Genomic DNA, 22,354 nt, shown 5'->3' with positions numbered 1-22,354 from the left:
CCAGGAGCGAGGAATCAGAAGTCGGGAGGAGATATATTTCACGTGCGCCTGTCTCATAGTGCGTGGTGCGTAGTGCGTATAATTTCCGGCTGAAAGGCGCTGCGGCACGTATGAACGACAGTGCGGCACATCTGAAAGACAGTGCGGCGTGGATGAAAGACAGTGCGGCACGGATGAAAGACAGTGCGGCACGGATGAACGACGCTGCGGCACGTCTGGAAGACAGTGCGGCGTGGATAAAAGACAATGCGGCGTGGATGAACGACAGTGTGGCACGGATGAACGATGGTGCGGCATTGCAATTGGGCCTCGCGCTGCGCCCGGCCGTAAACGACCGGTCTGATCGTACAAAGCCTCTGCGAGGCTGGCGAGCAGCAGCCCTGCAAGGGCTTGGTGGCTTCAGCCCGACCGTTCACGGTCGGGTGAGCTGGTGAATGGAGCGTGGCGGCTTGTTTCCAGCGGCTTCAGCCCGCCCTGCAGAAATATCTGTCACACCCGATAAGGTTGCGCCTCTTGATCCCATTATGGGATCGTAGTATACTCTTGGCATGCGCATCATTGCCCGCAAAACATTACGGCTCTTTTGGGAGCGCCATCCTGATGCTGAACAAGCGCTCAAAGCCTGGTTCCACGATACGCAGTTAGCTGCCTGGAATTCCCCCGACGATATTCTTCAAGCCTATGCCAGTGCGAGCTTCATTGCCAATAATCGGGTCGTTTTTAATATCCGTGGCAATAACTACCGCCTGATCGTTCTTATCAATTATCCTTACCAGATTGTCTACGTTCGTTTTATTGGTACTCACGCTGAATATGATCGCGTCGATGCGTCAAGCATATAACCAAGGAGTACGAATGGATATTCGCCCAATTAAAAGCGAGGCAGACCATCTCGCAGCTCTGTCTGAAATTGAACGGCTTTTTGATGCCCAGCCAGATACTCCCGATGGTGACCGCCTGGACGTGCTTACAACATTGGTGGAAGCTTACGAGGCCGAGCACGAAGCTATTGCAGCGCCTGATCCAATTGAGGCTATTCTCTACCACCTGGAAAGCCGGGGTCTTACACGGCGCGATTTAGAACCATATATTGGTGGTCGAGCGCGCGTGTCGGAAGTCTTGAACCGAAAGCGTGCGCTCAGCCTGGAGATGATTCGGCGGCTTCACGCCAGTTTAGGCATTCCGGCTGAAGTCTTGATTCAACCTTATGGTTTATCGAAAGCGGCGGCCTGACATTCCCCAGTAATTCCTACCTGTCTTCAAACAGAAAAGGACGAAGCAGCTTACGCCGTTTCGCCCTTCACCACTTCGCGCCCTCTGCGCCCTTTGCGCGCTTTGCGGTTTACAGCAGCCGTCGCCCTCTTCAGCATCTCCGTGCCTCTGCGCCTCCGTGGTGCAAACCGCCCGGTTCGTCCTTCGTCATTCGTCCTTCGCGCCCTCTGCGTTCTTTGCGTTCTTTGCGGTGACACAGCCCGTGCCTCCGTGGTGAATCTTCCCGGCGCGCTAGCCCGAAGCCTTATACCGCCGCCCCACCAGCAAGCCAATCACAAACGCCACCGCCGCGCCCGCCGTCGCTATCTTCGGCACGCTTTCGCCTGCCAGGCTGGCCGGCTGCGCTGCTGGGTCGGCTTTGCCCTGTGCCAGCGCCGCCGCAGCCGCCGGTGTCGCGGCCTTGCCATCGGCCAGCGCCGCCGTCGCATCCACCACTTCCTTGCGCGGCATCCCCTGCTCGGCGCGCGCGTCCTCGGTCACTGGCACAGCATTCTCCGATGGCTGAATGCGCGAGCCATAGGTCTTCGCATATACCTGCGTGAACTCCGCGCCCATAAACAAAATCTGCGCCGAGTAGTACACCCACAGCAGCAGCGCCACCAGCGACCCCGCCGCGCCATAGGTCGATTCGGGCGCGGCGCGGCCCAGGTACAGGCTGATTGCAAAACGCCCCAGCGCGAATAGCGCCGCCGTCGCCAGCGCGCCAATCGTCACATCGCGCCAGGCAATCTTCACATCGGGCAGAATTTTGAAGATCATCGCAAACAGCAGAGTCGTGACGGCAAACGACACCACGAAATTCACACCTTGCCACAGCAGCGTCTCGGCGTAGGCCTCGCCGGCCACAAATGTGCCAAGCGCCGAAAGCGCCGCGCTCACAACCAGCGAAACAAGCAGCAGAAAGCCCACGCCCAGCACCATTGCAAACGAAAGAAAGCGATCCTGAATCGTACCCCAGATACCGCGCCCCGGCTTCGGCTGCACCTCCCAGATCGTGTTCAGCGCGTCTTGCAGCTGCCCAAACAGCCCGCCAGCCGCCACAATCAGCGTGATCACGCCAAGCACCGTGGCAATAATGCCCGCCGCCGGCTTGCGCGCGCCCTGGATCATTGCATCAATTGCCTCGCGGCCATTCTGCCCGATCAGGCCGCCCACCTGGCTGAGAATGCTGTCGCGCACCTGCGCCTCGCCAAAAAACAGCCCGGCAATTGCGATCACAATAATCAGCAGCGGGGCCAGCGCAAACACCGTATAGTAGGCCAGCGCGGCGGCCAGGCGCGGCGCGCGGTCCTCGCTCCAGTCGCTAAACGTCTCGCGGAGCAAGCTCCACACAGCTTTTGGGTTCATGCCATACCTCTTTCCCTCATATATCTGCCGAATCGCTTGCAAGTGCTGTGCCGGGGCGGCGGCGCTGTGCTATAATCGCCGCCGGTTCGGGAAGGGAAAAAGGAGCCGGTTCGGGCGCACGCTGTGCCAGGATGCCCCGCCCTTCAAACGCTAAAGGGATGTGTGTGAGGGTAGTTGCTGTGCCGCAGTGGCGTCGCTGGCTGGTCGATCTGGCACTGCTGAGCCTGCTGGTGGCGCTGATCGTGTGTGGGGCTGTGGCGCTGGCCCGGCCCGAGTTGCGCCTGAGCGCCGCCGACGCCGATGCGCGCCGCACGCTGGGTATGTTCTGGGCGCAAGAGCAAAACGCCACCGAGACGTATCGCTGGGCGCAGCCCGATTCGCGCCTGCGCTTGTTTGGCTTCGAGCAGCGCGCGCCCGTGCTCCTGCGCATGCGCGTCAGCGCCTCGCGCCCCGCCGATCAGCCGCTGGTGCCGCTCACGCTTCCCGGTGTGTCGCTGAGCTTCCCGCTCGCCCGCGAGTGGCGCGAGTACACCCTGCTGCTGCCCGCCCCGCCCCACGACGCCGAAGGCCGCCTGGTCGCGCTCGCGGCCCTGCCCAGCCCGCCCTACCCCGAGAAGCGCAAGCTCGGCTTCGCACTCACCTCGCTGGTCGTCACGCCCAACCCGCTTTCCTTCGCAGATCGCCTGCCCGATCCGGGGCGACTCGCCTTTCTGGTGCTGCTGTGCGACGCCGTGTTTGTGGCGCTGCGCCGCCGCCTCGCGCGCGGGCTGGCGCTGGCGCTGACGCTCCTGGGCGCGCTGGCGCTGGGCGCGTGGCTGCTGTTCCTGCCGATGGCGGCGGGCTACTGGCTGCCCAACCTGTGGGTTGTGCTGGCGCTGATCTGGCTGGTGCTGCTGGCCCCGCCCATCACCCGCGCCTTGCGCGCGCGTTTCGCTGGCGACGGGCGGGCGCCCGCCGCTGGGCTGGGGCTGCTCGCGGCGGCGGTGCTGCTGCTGCCCTTCCAGCAAGGCTGGTCGAATCTGCTGGGCTGGCCCGCGCTGGTCGCCGCAATGATCCTATGCGCCGCCGCGCTGCCGCCCGCTCCCCCACCCGAAGCTGAGGCAGCCGAGGCCGCGCCGCGCTGGCTCGTTCCTGCGCTGCTGGGCATCACGCTGGTGGCGCTGGCGTTGCGGCTAGTCGCGCTCGGCAGCTTGCCGCCCGGCCTCTGGCGCGACGAAGCCCGCCACGGCTTGCTGGCCCTGCGCATCCTGCACGACCCGACCTACCGCCCGGTGTACGTCCCCAACGTCGCTGACATTCCGGCGCTGCTGTTCTACCTCGCTGCCGTGCCAATCGGCCTGTGGGGCGCGCACGAATGGACGGTGCGGCTGGTGCCGGCGCTGGCCGGCGCGCTGACACCGCTGGCGCTGTTCTGGATGGCACGCCCGCTGTGGGGCTGGCGCGTGGCGCTCCTGTCGGCGGCGCTGCTGGCCGTCGCGCTCTGGCACATTGCGCTCAGCCGCCTGGCTTTTGCCGCCACACTCGGCCCGCCGTTCACGCTGCTCGCGCTCGGCGCGGTCTGGCGCGCGCTCCATGCGCCGCGCCCGGCGGCCCGGCTGGGCTGGGCGGTGCTGGCTGGCGCGGCGACTGGATTGTCTGTCTACGCCTACCACCCCTCACGCCTGACGCCGCTGCTGGTGGCGCTGGCCCTGCCGGTGTTGCTTGGCCGCGCCTGGGGGCGCTGGCGCGCTGCCCTGCCCGCCGCGACGCTGGCAGTCTTAATCGCCTGCGCGGTGGGCTGGCCGCTGGCGCGCTACGCAATTGAGAATCGCGATGGCTTCAGCCGCCGCGTCGGGCAGACCTCGGTGTTCAACCCCGATTCGCTGGAGATTCGCGCGCCGCTGGGCCGGCTGGAAGAAAACCTCGCGCTGCACCTGGGTATCTGGCTCGAGCGCGGCGACCATATTGGGCGGCACAACCTGCCCGATGCGCCTCAGCTCGACTCGCCAACCGGCTTTTTGTTTGCTCTGGGCGTGGCGCTGGCGCTGGCGTGGTGGCGCGACCGGCGGGTGCGCTTGCTGTTCCTGTGGATTGCGGTGGCGCTCATTCCGGGCATGTTCGCCATCGAGGCGCCCCACGCCGTCCGCACCGTCGAGGTAATCGCGCCGAGCATGCTGCTGGCGGGCATTGGTGGCGTTGCGCTGCTCGAACGGCTGCGCGTCACGCGTTTCGATTGGGCGCTGCGCTGGGCCGCGCCGGCTGTGCTGGCGGGCATCCTCGCGCTGAACGGCGTGCGCTACTTCGTCATCTGGCCCGCGCTGCCTTCCACCTACGAGCAGTTCTACATCGCCGAAACGCACATTGGCGACCTGGCGCAGCGCCTCGCGCGCGACCCGGCAGTGCAGTCGCAGGCCACGCGCCTGTACGTGCCCACCGGCCCCAGCACCGACGAAATGATGCAATATCTCACGGCCGAACTGCCGGTCGGCGGCTTCGACGGCGCGACACTCACGCCCGCGCCTGGCCCGAGCACGCTGCTGATCGCGTATGGCGATAACCCCAAAGCGCCGCCCGAGCGCGCCGCGCAGGCGCTTGGCCCCGGCGCGCAGCAGCTGGCGCTTGGCCCGCGCTCGCCGCTCACCGGCAACCCCGAGTATGTGCTCTACGGCCTGGGCGATGCCGCCGCGCAGATCGCCCGGCGCGCGATTGCCGCCCCATAAGCGCAAATTTTGCCACGAAGACACAAAGACACCAAGCATCCATAAAGAATGCCTGGTGTCCAACCACCTATAGCCGAGAGTCAAGCAATTAAGCCACACAGAACACGGAGAACACCGAGCAGTAAAACCAAACTCAGTGCCCTCTGTGCGCTCTGTGGCTCAACTAATCTGCTCTTCGCTATACGTATTACCGCGCCCACAGCATATGCATTTCCAGCAGGTCAGACAGCACCGCAAAGCCGGTTGCCAGCCCACCCGCGCCCGGCCCGATCAGCGTCACGTCGCCCAGCATGTCGGTGGTGAAGGTGATGGCGTTGGTCGCGCCACTCACTCCTGCCAGCGGGTGCGTGGCGGGCAGGCGCGTGGGCTGCACGCTGGCGCGCACCGCCCCGCCGTCGCGCCACACGCGCGCAATCAGCTTCCAGCGGTCGCCCGAGGCGCGCGCCGCTTCAATCGTGTCGCGCGTGAGCGTGGTAATGCCCATGCGCTCGACATCCGCAAGATCGATGCGCGCGTTCATCAGCACATTCGCCAGGATCACGGCCTTGGCCGCCGCGTCGAAACCCTCGACATCGCCAGTCGGGTCGGCTTCGGCATAGCCCAGGCGCTGCGCCTCGGCCAGCGCGTCGGCATACGACATGCCCTGCTCCATCTGGGTCAGGATGTAGTTCGTCGTACCATTCACAATGCCGCGCATCTCGCTCAGCTCGCAGCCGGCCAGGTTGCTCCAGCCCATGCGCAGCGCGGGCGTGCCCGACATCACGGTGCCTTCGTAGCCCAGGTAAAGCTGCGCCTCGGCCGCCAGCCGCCGGATGTCGGTCAGGTGCAGGGCGATGGGGCCTTTGTTGGCAGTGATGACATGGAGCGAGTTGGCCAGCGCGAGGCGGATGAAGCCCGTAGCCGGCTCACCCGTCGTCAGATCGGTGGTGCTCAGCTCCACCAGCACATCGGCGTCGGCCTGGTCAATCGCGTCTTCGGGCGTCCAGTCGCGCTGGCCGGGCAGGTTGAGCAGGTGACCATCCTGCGCCACGGCGTCGAGCAGCGCGGCCGGGTCGAGTCCCTCGGGGTTATACACCGTGCCGCGATTGCGCGTGCACACCGCGACGATCTGCACGTCGACGCCATAGCGGCGCAGCAGCCAGCCGCTGCGGTCGCGCAAAATCTGGGCCAGCCCCTGCCCGGCCGAACCAAAGCCCACCAGGATCAGGCGATACGTGGTCGTTTCTGCCATACAATTCCTCAGCAGCTTGTCGAATCCTGCGCTTGTGGCGCGCTGCGCGTATCATACCAGAGAAATGCGCCCCACCAACGACAGCGGCCCTGGCATAATGCCAGGGCCTGCGAAGACGGGGTGTGGTTGGCTGTCAGTCAGGTACCGCGCTGTGTTGGGCTGGGTTGATTGCTGCGTTGCCGGCCAGTGTGCTGCGATGTGCGGCGTTGTGTGCTGCGATGTTCAGTGAACGTGGGCTGCGATGCTGCGGCGTTGTGTGCTGCGATGCGAGTAATGCGTGGTGCTGCGATGTATCTGCGATGGGCAAGAATGTGTTTGGGACGTTCTTCAGCGACGATGAAATGTTGTGCAATGCTGAAAGAATGCCTGGCCGTTACAAGCCGGTCCGACAGCTTTCGAAGAGCGTGTATGGTTGAGTGCGTGTGGCTTTCGATGGCATAAGCATAGCACGGCCACGCGCACATCTCAATGCACCATGGGTAAGGGTCTGAGCGCACCACAGGTACCAGTGGCTTCGGGTGCGAAAGTACTATGTTCTGCTTACAAAATTTTCAACTTGTGGAAATCGCCACAAAGTCGCTTGCCTTCCTGATGCGGTAAAATTGCCTTCGTATCACGTATCACGAAGATGAATAAAACGAAAGCGTGTTGTTCAATGGCTTGTTCAACGGTACCACGCCCCACCAAAGTACTATTCGCTAGCTCCGTGCCGCGCCTACAAAACGGCGCACTCGTTCCAGGTCGACCGGGTTCTCGCAGCGGCCATCAATCTTGATGCTCGAGCCAACAATCACGCCGTCAATCACTTGTAGAAATGCGCCAATATTGCGCTCGTCGCCGCCGCTGCCGATCAGCACCGGGCGGTCGCCAGCCATGGCCTTGGCCTCGCGCACCTTGCCCAGGTCGGGCGCGTCGCCGGTCATGCGCCCTGAGACGATTAGCGCGTCGGCGCCGAAAAAGCGCGTCCACTCGATATGCGTGGCAAGGTCGATGCCGGGGAAGCGCACCGAGTGCTTCTTGTCCACATCCGCGAAGAGCTTGATGTGCTCGGCGTGCAGCTCCTTGCGGCGGCGCATCAGGTCGGCGGCGCAGCCTTCGTCCCACTCGCCGGCATCCCACACGCCCGCGCCGGTAAACATGCACACGCGAATGAACTCCGCGCCGCTGGCGATGGCAATGCCCAGCAAAGATACCCCGCCATTATGCACAAGGTTGATGCCCATTGGCAGGGCGATTTCGCGCTTCACCGCCGCGGCCACCACGGCCTGCGCGGCAATGCTTTCGGGCTGGATGTTCGGCCCGGCGCGGAAGGGGATGTCCCACATATTTTCGACAATAATGCCGTCGCAGCCGCCCTCGGCCAGCGCGTGCGCGTCGCGCAGGGCATTGTCGATGATCGTTTGCATGCCGTAGCCGGTGTAGCCCGGCGCGCCGGGCAGCGGCCAGCAGTGCACCATGCCAATTACGGGCTTCGAGGTGCGGAAAATTTGCTTGAGATCGTTGATCTGGAGCGCGTCGAGGCGCGTTTTCCAGGCAGGTAGTGGCGTAGTCATATTGCTTGCTCCTTGGTTTAGGGTCAATATCTTTCAAAAAGTGTGGCGAACGTTTGCCACGAAGACACGAAAAGCTCCAGAATATTCTAAAATCTTGGTGTCTTGGTGTCTTGGTGGTTATTTAAAGAATTAGGTTGAGGGTCGGTCGAGCAGCCGGGCGATTGGCTCGCCGTCGGCTTGCGCGTGCAAAAATGATTCCAGCTCTGCGCGCGTGGGCAGCGCCTCGGCCGCGCCGTAGCGCGTGGCGGTGAGCGCGCCCATGGCGTTGGCAAGCCCGACACTGTGCTCAAGTGTTGCGCCGCCCAGGTGCGCCGCCAGAAATCCGGCCACAAAGGCATCGCCGCAGCCGTTGGTGTCGAGCGCGGCCACCGGGAAGGTTGGGAACTGCTGGTTCAGGTCGGGCGCGGCCAGCAGGCAGCCGCGCGGCCCGAGCTTGATCACCGCCAATGGCAGACCGGTGCCGAGCAGCTGCGCCGCTGCTTCATCCTGCGTTGGCGCGGGGCAAAGCGCGACCAGCTCGTGCTCGTTGGCGAACAGAATCGCCAGGCGTGGCAGCAATGCCTCGATCTCGTGGTGCCAGGCGCGCAGCACCGGCAGGCACAGGTCGAGCGAGATTGGCAGGTTGCGCGCCAATGCCGCGTCGAGCAGTTCCAGCGTGCTGCGGCGCTGCGACCCTTCAAACAGCGCATAGGCCGAAATGTGCAGCCAGCGCGCACCATCCAGCAGCGTGGCGGGCGCGGGCGCAAGCGCGACATTCGCCCCGCGAAAGCTGAAAAACGTGCGCTCGCCGCCTGGCGACACTGCCGCATAGCACAGCCCGGTGGCGATGTTCGGGTCAACCTGCACGTCCCGCAAATCAACGCCAGCGGCGCGCGCCACACGTAGCGCGATCTCGGCGGCGGGGTCGGCACCGACGCGGGCGAACAGGCGGGCCGGCACGCCCAGCCGCCCAAGCGCGGCGGCGACATTCGTGGCCGAGCCGCCGCTGCCCCATTCCAGCGCGGTGATCTGGGTGTCGTCGCCTTCGGCGGGGAAGCGCACCAGCGCGGCGCTTACGTCGGCATTTGCGTCACCGACAACGAGGATGGTCATACGCTCTGCTCACTCTTTCGCTCAAACGCCGCGCCATGATAATGGATGTTGGCGGGGCCGCCAAATGCGGCGCGCGTTTGGGGGTATTGGACGCAGACGCACGCGGAGAACGCGGATTGATAGGCATGGAACCGTTTTTCGGCACTCGTCGGCGTTTGTCCGCGTCCTATTTCACACTCCCTGATACAGCGACGCCGGCTTGCGTAATTGACGCTTTTGGTTGCGAATGGTACACTGCGCCCGCCTTGGTTACTGCTACAGTCATGCCCAGAGCAATGGCATTAGCAGGAGGTTTACGATGTTTACGGCAGTGGATCATATCGGCTTCGCCGTGCGCAATATCGACGATGCAGTGGCCTTCTACTCGCAGACGTTTGGCGTCAGCGAGTGGGAGCGTATTGCCATGCCCGAGCGGCATATGGCCGTGGCGGCGACGCATGTTGGCGGCATGCTGCTGGAGCTGATCGCGCCAACTTCGGACGAGGCGTCCTTCGCGAAGTACCTGAGCGAGCGCGGGCCGGGCATGCACCATGTTGCCTACCGGGTCGAAGATATTGTCGCGGCGCTGGCCGATGCGAAGGCGCGCGGCGTGCAGTTAATCGACGAGACGCCGCGCCCCGGCCTGCACGATACGCTGGTCGCGTTTCTGCACCCAAAGAGCTGCCAGGGTGTGCTTGTGGAATTGGTGCAGCATCAGCATTAGTGGGCGACCGGCGACACTCGTTGTTCGCGCGTGGCCGGCGGTCGGTGGTCAGTAAGCCTTGATAGCACAACTTCGCGGCAAAATCATTCTTTCGGCGCTGCTTGGCCTGGCGGTGGTGGTGGTGCTTGGCCTGCTCAGCGATATGCGGCAGGTCGGGCAAAGCTTCAGCACCTTTGGGTGGGCGGCGCTGCCGGCTATTCTGGGCTTTACGGTGGCGAATTACGTGCTGCGCTGGCTGAAATGGGATTTCTACCTGCGCCGCATGGGCATGGGCCAGGGCGTCAGCCGGGCCGATAGCGCGCTGCTGTTCACCAGCGGCATGGTGATGGCGGTGACGCCCGGCAAAGTCGGCGAGGTGCTGAAATCCTACCTGCTCAAGCGGCTGAATGGCACGCCGATCAGCGCCTCAGCGCCGATTGTGCTGGCCGAGCGCATCACCGACGGGCTGGCGATGCTGCTGCTGATGGGCTTTGGCCTGACGCTCTACGCCCCCGCGCGCCCGCTGTTCTACATTCTGCTGGTTGCGACGGCGGCGGGCTTGCTGATCGCGCAGTCGCGGGCGCTGGTCGAACGCATTCTCGCGCTGGTCGAGCGTTTGCCGCTGGGCACGCGCATTGCCCCGCGCCTGCGCACCGCCTACGAAAGCATGCGTGAGCTGCTGTCGTGGCGCATTCTATTGATCTCCACCATAATCAGCGTGGTGTCGTGGTTTGGCGAGTGCGTGGCCATGTTCTATGTGCTGCGCGGCCTGGGCGTGCCGGCGTCGTTTCTGCTGCTCCAGCAGGCGACGTTTGTTTTTGCGGCGTCGACGCTGTTTGGGCTGGTGTCGTTTCTGCCCGGCGGCCTGGGTGTGTCGGAAGGCTCCAGCACCCTCATGCTTGAGCGCCTGATCCCGCTCGCGGCTGGCCCGGCCACCACAGCCACAATCATTATTCGCTTTTGTACGCTCTGGTTTGGCGTGGCGCTGGGCGCGGTTGCGCTGTGGCTGTTCAGCCGGCGCTATGGCGAAGAACGCCAGCCGCTTGAGGCCGGCGCGGGCGAGCCGCTGGCACGCTAGCGCGCAGAAGTACGGAGCCACAGAGAACACGGAGGACACCGAGTTTTGACTGTCCTGCTCAGTGGCCGTTCGGCTGAGCTCACGACGAAGCCTCTGTGCGCTCTGTGGCTTAATCGTTCGCTCTCGGCTACAAATGGTTTAGCTTGCTGGTCTCTGCCAACTGCAAACTGCTATAGACATAATGAATTCCGCTTTATCTGGTGCTGTGTGAGAACCTTGCGATTCGTTTCTGTGCTCGTCATTCTGCTGCTGCTCAGCGGCGCGCTGGCGGCCTGTGGCACGAATACTGTGCTGTCGGATGTTGGCCCGGCCAGCGTGGAGCTGCGGCCCACCGGCAATGGCGAACACGCGACGATTCGCTACACGATCGGCCGCGACGCGAAGGTGTCGGTGTTTCTGCAAGACGCTGCCGGCACACGCTATGCCCTGCGCGAAAACGAGCTGCGCACGGCCTCGCCCGACCCCTATTCGCTGTCGTTTGATGGCACCACGCCCACCACCGACCCGGTGCTGAAGCGGCGGGCGCTGCCGAGCGGCGCGTACACCTACACGGTGCAGGCGGTCGCCACCGACGGCGCGCAGGCGCAGGCGCAGGGCACCATCACCATCGCTGGCACCGACTCGCCGCCGCCACTGATTGAGAATCTGGTCGTCTTCCCCGACACAATTTCGCCAAACGCCGATGGCATCGACGACATCACCGAGATCACCTACCAGCTGCCCGTCTCGGCCACGGTTGACCTTGTGCTGACCGGGCCGGATGGTGCGACCTACCCGTTTGTTGCCGACGACAAAGAAGGCCCGATCCCGCAGCGCCATATCTGGAATGGTAAAACCGTCGATAATGCGCTGCTGGCCGATGGCGTGTACACCCTGACGCTCAGCGCCCAGGATCGGTTCGGCAACCTTGTGGAGCGGCAAACGCCAATCACCATTGGCGGTGGCGGCCAGCCCGAGGTGAAAATTACCTTCACGAACATCGCGCCCGAAGCGATTATGAAGGGCGATACGATCACGGTGACGATGCGCGTGCAGAATACCGGCGATGTGCCGATCCGCACCTATGGCCCGGCCTCGGGCTATGAATACAGCACTGACGATGTCTTTTCTTCGGTGGATGGCGGGAAATATGTGGTGAAGCCGGGCGGCTTCTGGCGCATTGGGGTGGACTGGGACGCCAACAGCGGCGGCGCGGCCAAGCGCTACCCCTACCGCTGGGCAGTCACGCCGCGCCCGCCCGACCAGTGGAAAGTGCCGAACGAAGAAGACGTGCTGATGCCGGGCGAGGAAGCCGAAATCACCGGGCGTATCCGCGTCGATCAGCCCGAAACCAAAATGAGCTTCTATGTCGGCCTGATTCAGGATGGCGTGGGCTTCTTCCAGGATCGCACCGGCCGCACGATCGTCAAGGTTGGTTTCTGATCGCTGGCGCGCGTAGCAGTTTGCAGTTGGCAGGATGCAGAAGGCAATTGCTTTTTCCGGGCTACAACGCCCTGCGTTGAAAGCGCACTACGAACCTGCCAACCCAAGCTGCTTCGCCAGGTTGATCCGCTGTGGCTTGCCGGTCGCGCCGCGCGGGATTTCCTCAAGAATATGGAACTGGCGCGGCACCTTGAACTCGGCCAGTCGCGCCGCGCAGTGCTCGCGCAGATCGGCTTCGGTGGCGGGCGCTTTCAGCACCACAGCCGCATGAATGTCTTCGCCCAGGGTTTTGTGCGGCACCGCAAAGGCCAGCGCCTCGGCCACGGCCGGGTGGCGCAGCAGCACGTCGTCGATCTCCAGCGGCGAGATTTTTTCCCCACCCCGGTTGATCAGCTCCTTCAGGCGGCCAGTGAGCGCCAGGTAGCCATCCGCATCAATCGCGCCCTGGTCGCCGGTGCGGAACCAGCCATCGGTGAAGGCGGTGGCATTGGCGTCGGGATTATTCTCGTAGCCGTCGATTACATTCGGCCCGCGAATCACCACCTCGCCGCGCTCGCCAGCCGGCAGCAGCGCGCCGCTCTCGTCCATAACCGCCACATCCACGCCCACGCCATAGCCCACTGTGCCAGCCTTGTGCGCGCGCGGCGGCAGCGGGTTTGAGGCCATCTGGTGCGCGGCTTCGGTCATGCCATAAGCTTCGAGCACGGGCGCGCCAAACACCGCTTCCAGCCGTTCCAGCACCACCGGTGGCAGCGGCGCGCTGCTGGAGCGAATGAAGCGGAACGGGTGCGCGCGAATGATTTCCTGGTTGCGCTCGGCGCGGGCCAGCAGCATCTGGTGCATCGTCGGCACGGCCGAGTACCAGCTTGGGCGGTAGCTTTCCACCCAGCGCCAGAACTCCAGCGCGCTAAAGCCCTCGGGGCAGATGACCGTGCCGCCCGAGGCGAGTGTGCTGAGCATCGAGGCAACGATGCCGTGGATGTGGAACAGTGGCATCACGCACAGGGCCGTGTCAGCCGGGTTGAGCTGGTAGGTGGCGATGATGTTGTCGGCCGAGGCGGCCAGGTTGCGGTGGCGCAGCGGCACGCGCTTGGGCCGGCTGGTGGTGCCGCTGGTGTGCAGAATCATCGCGATGTCGTCGGGCTGGGCGCGCTCGGTTGGGCGGGCCGCGCCAGCGCCGCGCTCGCACACAAACGCCAGCGTGCCATCGTCCTGCGGCAGCGCGCTGATGATCTGCATGGCGGGCGTGGCAGCGGCGTGCGCCAGCGGCATGCTGCCAGGCAGGGTGATCAGCGCCCGGGCGTGAATGTCGTCGAAGTAAAAGGCGAACTCATCCTGCTTATACTTGGGGTTGAGCGGCGCGGCTGTGCCGCATGTTGCGGCGGCCAGAAAGGCCAGAATGACCTCGGGGCCGTTGCCCATCGCCAGCGCGATCCGGTCGCCGCGCCCGAGCCCGAAGCTGTTGAGCTGCGCGGCCAGCGCGGTGACATTCGCACGCAGTTGGGCGTAGCAGAGGTCGGGGTGGCCGGGCGCGCGCAGGGCAATATGGTCATCCGCGCCGGCGAGCAGCTCGAGCAGTGTTTTTTCCGCAGAAGGGTGGGACATAACTGAACTCCAAACAAAGACGAATATATCCACAGATTACACAGATTACGCAGATTGGGTTCAGGACTTTTCAAATAAGAGTGCTGGGAACGATTACCACCAAGACACCAAGACACCAAGGTTTCAGAAAATAGGCAATCTTGGTGCCTTCGTGCTTTCGTGGTTATTTAAAGTAGCTTTATCTGCGAAATCTGTGGATTTCTATTCTCTACGCAGGCGCGATTGCCAGCACGCGCAGCGGGCTGCCGCTGCCATCGACGATCTTGAGCGGCGCGGCGACGACGATTGCGCCCGTGGGCGGTAGCTGGTCGAGGTTGCACAGGCTGGCCAGCCCGAACTTGCCCGCGCCGTGCATGGTGGCGTGGTTGGGGAAGGGCGGGTCGAAGGTGCCGGCCTGCCCGGCGTCGGTGCCAACCGTCTCGACGCCAACGCCCAGCACGTCGCGCTGGTGGGCCAGAAACTCCGACGCGCTCTTGTGGAAGCCGGGGCTGTGCGGGCCATCCGCGCCGACGTTCAGGAAATCGGCCGGGTCGCTGCGCTGGCTCCAGTCGGTGCGCAGCAGCACCCACGCGCCCGCCGGGATGCGGCCGTGTTCGGCCTCCCAGGCTTCGATGCGCTCGGGCGTCAGCAGGAAATCGGGGTTGGCGGCCACGTCGGCGCTCACGTCGATCACGCAGGCCGGGCCAACAAAGCGCCGCGCCGGGATGGTGTCGCAGCGGTTGTCGGCCAGCTCTTTGCCGGTGATCCAGTGCACGGGCGCGTCGAAGTGTGTGCCGGTGTGCTCGCCCAGATGGAGCGTGTTCCAGTACCAGCCCGGCCCCGGCGCGTCGTAGCGCGAAATCTGCTCGATCGTCACGCCCGGCGACGAGGCGAAGATCGGCGGCAGGCCGATCACCGGCGTGTTTGGGCCGAGCGGCTGCGTCAGGTCGACGACTTTGAGCGTGCCGGCGTTCAGCTCTTCGACGAGCTGCGTGAGGACGGTTGACATCGTTAAGCTCCTTCTGTGTTGCAGGTTGGCAGGTTGTGATGTTTGAATGCTTGAACCTGCCAAACGGCTAACTCCTTATAGCCGACAGCAAGCGGCTGAGCCACAGAGTGCACAGAGGCTTCGTCGTGAGCTCAGCCGAACGGCCACTGAGCAGGACAGTCAAAACTCGGTGTCCTTCGTGTTCTCTGTGGCCCACTATTTCAGCCCTTTCCTATAGTGTCTTCAAGTGCCGCGCGAACTGGAAGCGATTCTCCAGCATGGGCAGGTCGGTCAGGAACACGGGCGGGCCTTTCGCCTCGACCTTGGCGACCAGCGTGGTGAGTTCGTTGGCGTCCAGCGCGGCATCCACGGCGGCGGTGAATTCGTCCAGCTCGCGCACGGTAGCGGTGCGCGGCACGCCAGCCGCCTGCGCGATCCCGGCCAGGTCGCTGCCAGTGGATGTGGCGGTTGGGAAGCCGCCGACCGACAGGAGGCTTTCGTTGTCGAACACAATGTGCAGCAGGTTCGGCGGGCGGTAGCGCGCCAGGGTGGTCAGGCCGCCCAGGTTCATTAGCACCGAGCCGTCGCCGTCGAGCACAATCACCTGCAAGTCGGGGCGGCTGAGTGCGATGCCCAGGCCCATCGAGGAGGCCAGACCCATAGCGTGTTGCAGGTAAAAGAAGTTCGGGCGGTGGCCCAGCGATTGCAGCTCAGCCGACACCGCGCCCATGATCGTTACCACCACGCAGCGCTCCAGCCGGTCGTAGATCGCCTGCATTGCATCGATTCTGAGCATTGGGCCTCCCTGCTTCTCGGACGACGAGATGTTTCAACCGCAAAGAGCGCAAAGAACGCGAAGGTTTTTGGATGAGTTGCATGTTTACAAGTTGCAGGTTGTCGGGCTGAGTGACGACGCGATATTTAACCGCAAAGAGCGCAAAGAACGCAAAGGTTTTTGGATGAGTTGCATGTTTACAAGTTGCAGGTTATCAGGTTGAACATTCCAACCTGCAATCTGCAAACTTTCGAACCTGAAACAGGCGTATGCAATACGCCCCGCCCGCAACCTGCGAACATGCCACCTGCAACGTGCAAACCCGCTAACTCACTTCTTCCCACATCAGGTCGCGGCAGAGCAGCAGCGCCACCGGGCGCAGCGCGGCCTCGGCCAGGGTTTGCGCCTTCTGGATGCGCCGCGCCACGTGCGAAGGGTCGTCGAGCCGCTGGTAGGGAATGCGCAGCGCCTGCAAGACCGACTCCGTCGCGCCGCCGCCCTCGGTCTGCCAGGGGTCGCGCTCGCCAAACTCGCCGCGATAGCTGATCAGCATGAGCAGCGGGATGCGGTAAAGCTGCGCCAGCGACACAATGCCGTTCACGCTTTGCAGAAAGCCGTGATTCTGCATCAGCAGCGCCGATTTCACGCCAGCCAGGTGCGCGCCAGCCGAGATGCCAATGCCTTCTTCTTCCTTCGCCAGCCGCACCAGTTGCACCGCCGGGTCGTCTTCGGCCATGCGAATAAGATGCACCAGCCAGGTTTCGGGCAGCGCCGACATAATCCGCACGTCGCAGGCGCGCAGCGCGTCGTAGATCACGCGCGAGTTGGTCATCGAGACGGGCATGGGCCTTTCCTTCCACGCAAATTAGCCGCTTGCAGTGAGCCAGGCGAACTGGTAGGGCCCGAGTGGCAATGGCTCGTCGGCGCTGAATTCTTCGCCCGAAACAAGGTCGGTGAAGCGGTAGCCGGGGCCGTACACGCGCAGCTGGTTGGCATCCATCTGCTGCATGTGCTCGGAAAAGTTCGCGACCACCAGCAGACGCTGGCCGCCGTGGTTGCGCACAAAGCTGAACACATGGCGGTTGCCGCTGTCGATCACTTCCATTGCGCCATCCCAGACTGCGGGCTGCTGCTTGCGCAGCTGGATCAGGCGCGACAGCTCGGCAAACACATCGTCTTCGCGCGCGATCCGCTCGTTGCGGCGCGCATAGCGCTCCTGCGAGGCCACCGGGCGGTGCACCCAGCGGCTGTCGCTGGCCTTGGCGGGGTCGTTGGCGAAAGAGTAGTCGTTCAGCGTCGCCACTTCATCGCCCAGGTAGAGCAGCGGGATGCCGCCAATACTCAGGATCAGGCTGTGGACCATCAGAATGCGGCGCACGGCCAGATCGATCAGGCGCTCGTCGCCGCGTTGCAGGGCTTGCTCCAGCCCGGCCAGCGAAGCCAGGGTGCCAGAAACCCGTGCGTCGCCAGTGTCGGGGTTTTCCTGAAAGGGCACGCCACGCGCAAACGAGCCTTCAAAGCGCCCGATGTAGAAATTATTCAGGAAGCGGCGGTGATCGGACGGATTGATGCCAACGTGCCAGGCGTCGCCGTCGTCGAAGGTCCAGCCGATGTCGTCGTGCGAGCGCAGGTAATTCACCCAGGCGCAGCCGGGCGGCAGCCTGAAGCGCGTGATCATCGAGTGCGCCAGCAGCTTGACCTCGCGGGTCGCCAGCGCTTCCCAGATCAGCGCCATGAGCAGCGGGTTGTACGAAATCTGGCATTCCTGCGGGCTGATGTAGCGCATCACGTCGTCGGGGTGCACGATTGCTTCCGACTTAAAGAGCATGGCCGGCGCGGCAATGCGCGCCAGGGCGTTGTAGGCCTGAATGACAGTGTGGGCCTCGGGCTGGTTTTCGCAGCTGGTGCCCATGCGCTTCCAGATGAACGCGACCGCGTCGAGGCGCAAAAACTCCACGCCCGCGTTCGCGATAAACAGCATTTCGCCGGCCATTGCGCGGAACACCGCCGGGTTGGCGTAGTTCAAATCCCACTGGAAGTTGTTAAAGGTCGTCCACACCCAGCGCTGCATATCTTCGCGCCACGTGAAGCTGCCGCGCCGCACGGTCGGGAAGATTTCGCGCAGCGTGCGCTCGTAGGCGTTGGGCATGGTGCGGTCGGGAAAAATGAAGTAGTAATTTTCGAACTCGGGGTCGCCGGCCTGCGCCTTGCGCGCCCAGCCATGCTCGTCGGAGGTGTGGTTGAACACAAAATCAACCACCAGGCTGATGCCGTGGGCCTGAAATTCTTCGGCCAGCGCGCGCAGCTCGGCAAAGGTGCCAAGCGCCGGGTTGATGTCGCGGTAGCTGCTGACGGCGTAGCCGCCGTCGCTCTCATTTTCTGGCGCGGCGAACAGCGGCATCAGGTGCAGGTAGGTCAGCCCCAGCTCTTTGAAGTAGGACAGCCGCTCGCGCACACCGTTCAGATTGCCGGCGAAAAGGTCGACATAACACACGCCGCCGACCATTTGCTGCGACTGGAACCACTCGGGGTCGGCTTCGCGCCGCGCGTCGAGCTGCTTGAGCCAGGCGGGCCGGTCGAACCAGCTTTGCGCAGTGTCGATCAGCAGCTGCTCGATCTGGTAGAAGAAATCGTAATTCGCGGCGTACAGCTCGTATAGCAGCCCAAACAGCCGCGGCCACTCGCGGCGCACGCGCACCTCGAAGGCGTCCCATTCGGCTGGCTGGGCGGCGCGCTGCCCGGCGAAATGCGCCTCGATGCGCGGCCACAGCCGGCCGAGCGACAATGTAGCCTGCTGGCGCAGCCAGTTTGCGTCAGGCATCCGGCAACCTCCCCTATGAGTATGCTTGTGGGACGCCATTATAGCGTGATTCGCGCGCGGCGCAGCAGCGAATCGGGCGGTGTGCTGCGTTCTTATTGGTAGGCACGCGGGCGCGTCTGGTTTGCCGTGGGGCTGAAGCCCTCGGCTTGAATAGCGAAGGCCGCCTGCGCGGCCTTGTGCAGCCTGCGGAGGCAGGCTTTGCTTTTGTAGCCCGCCGCTTGAGCGGCCGGGCGCAACGTGGCAGCCCCGCGCAGCCCGCCTGGTTTGACGCCCTTCTCGCTTGTGACTATACTCTCGCTATGCAGATGCGTTTCCGCCTGTTTGTACAGCAGCACAGCTACGGCGCCTGGACGGTGCTGGTGCCGGCTGTCCCCACCGTTTCCAGCTACGCCGAAACCCGCGACGAGGCGCTTGCCGACATTCGCCAGCAGCTTGCCGAGCATCTCAAGGATGCGGGCCGGCGCGCGTGGGGCAAATATGCCTTTCAGGAGCAGCAGGAGCTGCGGCCAATCGCGCTGGATGTGCCGCCCAAGGGCAGCGACGCCGCCATCCCCGTCACGGTGAATGTGCTCGTCACCGACGCGCAGGTGACGCGCAACGCCCGCTACCTGGTGGTGACTGCGCCGCGTCTGGAAGGCTTTCATCTGGTGGTGAACGAGCCGGGCGAGCTGGAAGCGCAGGCCCGCGCCGCCCTGCTGCACCACATGCGCAAGTGGAAATCGCCCGCGATTGTCGAGGCCGATCTCGACGGCAGCGAAACGCTGGAAGTGCTGACGATCCCCGCGCCCACACTCGCCGAGCCCGAGCCGGTTGAGCTGAGCAACACCCATAATCAGGAAAACGTCCTCGCGCTGTGCGGCATGAACCTGAGCGAACAGGCTGCGCGTGGCAAACTCGGCCGCGCCGACCGCCGCGACGCGCTGGTGGAGCAGGTGCTGACCGCGCTGGCGGGCGACAAGCTCAGCAGTATCATGCTGGTGGGCCGCGCCGACGTGGGCAAAACCGCGCTGCTGCACGAAATCGTCGAGCGTATTCGGCAGGGCAATGTGCCGGCCGCGCTGCGCGACCGCGAGGTCTGGGCGGTGACGGCCAACAACCTGATCGCCGGCATGAAATACACCGGCGAGTGGCAGGGCCGCACCCAGCGCCTGATCCAGCAGGTGCGCCGGGGCCGCCAGATCCTGTACATGGCCGATCCGAACGAGATCCTGGACGCTGGGCGCTGGAGCGGCAGCGACAACAACATGGGCCGGTTTCTGCGCCCCTACCTCGAAAGCGGCGAGCTGACCATCATCTGCGAGTGTGCGCCCGAGGGATTCGACGCGGGCATGCGGGTCGAGCCGAGCTTTATGAACGCCTTCCGCCGCATCGACGTGGGCGAAACCAATGAGGCCGACACCCAGGCGATTGCGCACGCAACCGCGCGCCGGCTCGAAGCCACCCGCAACCTGAGCATCGACCCGGCAGCAGTCGCGGCGGCGCTCAACCTGACGCGGCGTTTCATGCCCTACCGCGCCTTTCCCGGCAAGGCCGTGCGCTTTCTGGAAGACCTCGCCCGCGACACGACCGGCGCCGCAGGAATTGAGCGCGCTCAACCTTTGCGCGCCCTTGGCCGCGCCGACGCCATTCGCGCCTTTACGCGCGCCACTGGCCTGCCCGAGTTCATTCTTTCCGATGAACAGGCCATGCGCGTGCCCGACGTGCGCGCCTACTTCGAAGAACGCCTGCTCGGCCAGCCCGACGCGGTCGGCGCAATGGTCGACCTTGTGACGGTGATCAAGGCCGGGCTGAACGACCCGCACAAGCCGCTGGGCAGCTTCTTCTTTGTTGGGCCGACGGGCGTGGGCAAAACCGAGCTGGCGAAAGTGCTGGCCGAGTTCCTGTTCGGCGGGCGCGACCGGCTGCTGCGCTTCGATATGAGCGAGTATGCCTCGGCCGACGCGCTGCCGCGCCTGATTGGCACGGCCTGGAAGCCCGACAGCGAGGGCGAGCTGACGCGGCAGGTGCGCGCCCAGCCCTTCTGCGTGGTGCTGTTCGATGAGCTGGAAAAAGCCCACCGCGAGGTCTTCGACGCGCTGCTGGGCGTGCTGGGCGAAGGCCGCCTGACCGACGCAAGCGGGCGCACCGCCGATTTCCGCAACGCCATTATTATCATGACCTCGAACCTGGGCGCGAGCCGGCGCGAGATGCAGGATATTGGCTTTGGCGCGGCTGGTCGCGCCGACCCGGCCGGCAGCGACGAGCGGCTGCGCGCGCATTTCACCAAGCAGGCCGAGCAGTTCTTCCGGCCCGAGTTCTTCAACCGCATCGACCGAATCATTGCGTTTCGCCCGCTCACGCTCGACGCGATGCGCCTGATCACGCGGCGCGAGCTGGGCAAGCTGCTGATGCGCGAAGGTGTGGTTGGCCGCAATCTGCTGGTCGAAATCGACGACGCGGTGATCGAGCGGCTGCTGGCGCAGGGCTTCCACCCGCTCTATGGCGCGCGCCCGCTCCAGCGCGAGATCGAGCGCATGGTCATTCTGCCGCTGGCGCGGCTGGTGGTCGAGCGCGACCCCGGCCCCGCGCAGGCGCGTGATTCCGCGGGCCACCTGCTGCGCTTTGGCGTGCGCGAGGGCCAGATCGCGCTGAGCCTGGTGTCGCTCGACATCCCCGACGAGCAGCCCGATTTGGCGGCCCTCGCGCCCGCGCCCGACCGGCGGCTGGAAACCGACATCCAGGCGGTGCTGCGCGGCATTCGCGATCTGCGCGCCCGCACGGCCGACGAATCGGCCAGCCCGGTGGTGAAATCGCTGCGTCGCGAAGTTTCGAGCCTGCTGCGCCGCACCGCCGAGCCGAGCTTCTGGGATGAGCCTGCCGCCGCCCGCGAGGTGCTCAGCCGGGTGTACCACCTTGAGCGCGTGCTGAAGCGCTTTGACGAGCTGGCCGAGCGCGCCGAGTACCTAGAAGAAAAAGGCCGCCAGATCCGCCTGCGCCGCGACCGGCGCGGCATCCCCGAGCTGGCGCGCGATCTCGATCAGCTCGGGGCTGAGTTTGCGTATGTGCAGATGGAGCTGGCCGGCATTGGCGCGGGCGCGGGCCACGATCAGGCGCTGCTACGCGTGGTGCCGCTTGGCCGCGACAGCGACGCATGGGCCGCGCAGCTGCTGGCGATGTATGCGGCCTGGGCCGCGCGCAAGGGCTACGAGCTGGTCGAACCCGGCCCGCTGGCGCTGTTCGTGCGCGGCAGCAATGTCTACGAGTTTCTGCGCGGCGAAACGGGCCTGCACAAGCTCCACAGCGGCCCGGCCGACGACCGCCAGCGCGACCTGGCACGCGTGAGCATCTTGCCGGTGGGCGAGCTGCCCGCCGACGACGACCCCGAGGCGCTGGCGGCGGCCTTGCAGCGCGTGGCGCTCGGCGGCGAAACCGACGACGCGGGCGATGCCGTGGCGCGCGTGTATACCACGCAAGGCCGCCACCGCGCCGTGCGCGACCCCCGCACAGGCGTGCGCGTGCCCGATGTGCAGGCTGTTCTGCGCGACGGCCAGATCGATGCGTTTCTGCTGGCGGCGCTGCGCCAGGCCGCCGAAGCTGAGCGCCCCCCGCGCGCGATTGCCACACCCTAGCATATTTACGATTGACGATTTGCGATTTGCGATTGACGCGATTCGCATCCTGATGCGCTCGGCGCGCAGTTGCCTGTCGCCTGTCTTGCTGCTGCACACAGATTGACAAAATCGCGCTTCTCTCCTACTATTTTATAAAATATCAAATCCTAAATCGCCAGTCACACTTTCTATCGGCGCTCACGCCCGTAGATGCGCTGGC

At 64.6% G+C, this 22,354-nt stretch carries 17 protein-coding genes; 8 read left to right on the top strand and 9 right to left on the bottom strand.

Annotated elements, in window-relative coordinates; all coding sequences use genetic code 11:
• Positions 1 to 110: 110 nt before the first annotated feature.
• The 3 genes from M1P90_RS16820 (at position 111) to M1P90_RS16810 (ending at position 1,233) form a co-directional block, all read left to right on the top strand.
• Complete coding sequence (locus M1P90_RS16820) at positions 111 to 434, top strand: hypothetical protein (protein ID WP_483704259.1); 324 nt, start codon at positions 111 to 113, stop codon at positions 432 to 434.
• Positions 435 to 548: 114 nt separating this feature from the next.
• Positions 549 to 842: a type II toxin-antitoxin system HigB family toxin gene (locus M1P90_RS16815; RefSeq protein ID WP_483704257.1), complete on the top strand. Its 294-nt coding sequence runs from the start codon at positions 549 to 551 to the stop codon at positions 840 to 842.
• A gap of 13 nt (positions 843 to 855) precedes the next feature.
• Entirely contained in the window at positions 856 to 1,233 is a 378-nt protein-coding gene (locus M1P90_RS16810) for a helix-turn-helix domain-containing protein (protein ID WP_483704255.1), read from the top strand.
• Positions 1,234 to 1,503: 270 nt separating this feature from the next.
• Here the strand turns inward: M1P90_RS16810 and M1P90_RS16805 are convergent, their stop codons facing one another.
• Positions 1,504 to 2,619, bottom strand: coding sequence for a YihY/virulence factor BrkB family protein (locus M1P90_RS16805; protein WP_483704253.1), 1,116 nt, complete (start codon positions 2,617 to 2,619; stop codon positions 1,504 to 1,506).
• A 179-nt stretch (positions 2,620 to 2,798) separates the two neighbouring features.
• Between M1P90_RS16805 and M1P90_RS16800 the strand changes: the two genes are divergently transcribed.
• Positions 2,799 to 5,318, top strand: a complete 2,520-nt coding sequence (locus M1P90_RS16800; protein WP_483704251.1) for a glycosyltransferase family 39 protein — start codon at positions 2,799 to 2,801, stop codon at positions 5,316 to 5,318.
• A 187-nt stretch (positions 5,319 to 5,505) separates the two neighbouring features.
• Here the strand turns inward: M1P90_RS16800 and M1P90_RS16795 are convergent, their stop codons facing one another.
• The 3 genes from M1P90_RS16795 to M1P90_RS16785 form a co-directional block, all read right to left on the bottom strand.
• Positions 5,506 to 6,549 (bottom strand): homoserine dehydrogenase, encoded by a 1,044-nt coding sequence (locus M1P90_RS16795; RefSeq protein WP_483704249.1) that lies wholly within the window; start codon positions 6,547 to 6,549, stop codon positions 5,506 to 5,508.
• A 698-nt stretch (positions 6,550 to 7,247) separates the two neighbouring features.
• Positions 7,248 to 8,102 (bottom strand): BtpA/SgcQ family protein, encoded by an 855-nt coding sequence (locus tag M1P90_RS16790; RefSeq protein WP_483704247.1) that lies wholly within the window; start codon positions 8,100 to 8,102, stop codon positions 7,248 to 7,250.
• Between the two features lie 129 nt (positions 8,103 to 8,231).
• Positions 8,232 to 9,194 carry a carbohydrate kinase family protein gene (locus M1P90_RS16785; RefSeq protein ID WP_483704245.1) on the bottom strand — a complete coding sequence of 321 codons (963 nt, stop codon included), beginning with the start codon at positions 9,192 to 9,194 and terminating at the stop codon, positions 8,232 to 8,234.
• Between the two features lie 298 nt (positions 9,195 to 9,492).
• Here M1P90_RS16785 and mce point away from each other — a divergent pair, with 298 nt between their 5' ends.
• The 3 genes from mce (at position 9,493) to M1P90_RS16770 (ending at position 12,376) form a co-directional block, all read left to right on the top strand.
• Positions 9,493 to 9,897, top strand: coding sequence for a methylmalonyl-CoA epimerase (gene mce, locus M1P90_RS16780; protein WP_483704243.1), 405 nt, complete (start codon positions 9,493 to 9,495; stop codon positions 9,895 to 9,897).
• A gap of 58 nt (positions 9,898 to 9,955) precedes the next feature.
• A complete protein-coding gene (locus M1P90_RS16775) occupies positions 9,956 to 10,954 on the top strand; it encodes a lysylphosphatidylglycerol synthase transmembrane domain-containing protein (RefSeq protein WP_483704241.1) in 999 nt (332 codons plus the stop codon).
• A 207-nt stretch (positions 10,955 to 11,161) separates the two neighbouring features.
• The gene (locus M1P90_RS16770; RefSeq protein ID WP_483704239.1) at positions 11,162 to 12,376 is read left to right on the top strand and encodes a flagellar hook assembly protein FlgD; all 1,215 of its coding nucleotides are present in this window, start codon (positions 11,162 to 11,164) and stop codon (positions 12,374 to 12,376) included.
• A gap of 87 nt (positions 12,377 to 12,463) precedes the next feature.
• On the opposite strand, the gene M1P90_RS16765 is transcribed toward M1P90_RS16770, so the two are convergent.
• The 5 genes from M1P90_RS16765 to M1P90_RS16745 form a co-directional block, all read right to left on the bottom strand.
• The gene (locus M1P90_RS16765; RefSeq protein WP_483704237.1) at positions 12,464 to 13,981 is read right to left on the bottom strand and encodes an acyl--CoA ligase; all 1,518 of its coding nucleotides are present in this window, start codon (positions 13,979 to 13,981) and stop codon (positions 12,464 to 12,466) included.
• A gap of 208 nt (positions 13,982 to 14,189) precedes the next feature.
• On the bottom strand, positions 14,190 to 14,969 hold the full coding sequence (locus M1P90_RS16760) for a cyclase family protein (RefSeq protein ID WP_483704235.1): 780 nt from the start codon (positions 14,967 to 14,969) through the stop codon (positions 14,190 to 14,192).
• 211 nt (positions 14,970 to 15,180) lie between these two features.
• Positions 15,181 to 15,744 carry a thiamine pyrophosphate-dependent enzyme gene (locus tag M1P90_RS16755; protein WP_483704233.1) on the bottom strand — a complete coding sequence of 188 codons (564 nt, stop codon included), beginning with the start codon at positions 15,742 to 15,744 and terminating at the stop codon, positions 15,181 to 15,183.
• Positions 15,745 to 16,048: 304 nt separating this feature from the next.
• A complete protein-coding gene (locus tag M1P90_RS16750) occupies positions 16,049 to 16,567 on the bottom strand; it encodes a thiamine pyrophosphate-binding protein (RefSeq protein ID WP_483704231.1) in 519 nt (172 codons plus the stop codon).
• A 21-nt stretch (positions 16,568 to 16,588) separates the two neighbouring features.
• Complete coding sequence (locus tag M1P90_RS16745; protein WP_483704229.1) at positions 16,589 to 18,544, bottom strand: alpha-amylase family glycosyl hydrolase; 1,956 nt, start codon at positions 18,542 to 18,544, stop codon at positions 16,589 to 16,591.
• Between the two features lie 299 nt (positions 18,545 to 18,843).
• Between M1P90_RS16745 and M1P90_RS16740 the strand changes: the two genes are divergently transcribed.
• Positions 18,844 to 22,152 (top strand): AAA family ATPase, encoded by a 3,309-nt coding sequence (locus M1P90_RS16740; protein WP_483704227.1) that lies wholly within the window; start codon positions 18,844 to 18,846, stop codon positions 22,150 to 22,152.
• Positions 22,153 to 22,354: the final 202 nt, after the last annotated feature.

It is taken from the genome of Kouleothrix sp. 19917, assembly GCF_057073505.1.
This window is presented reverse-complemented; position numbering and strand designations above follow the sequence as displayed.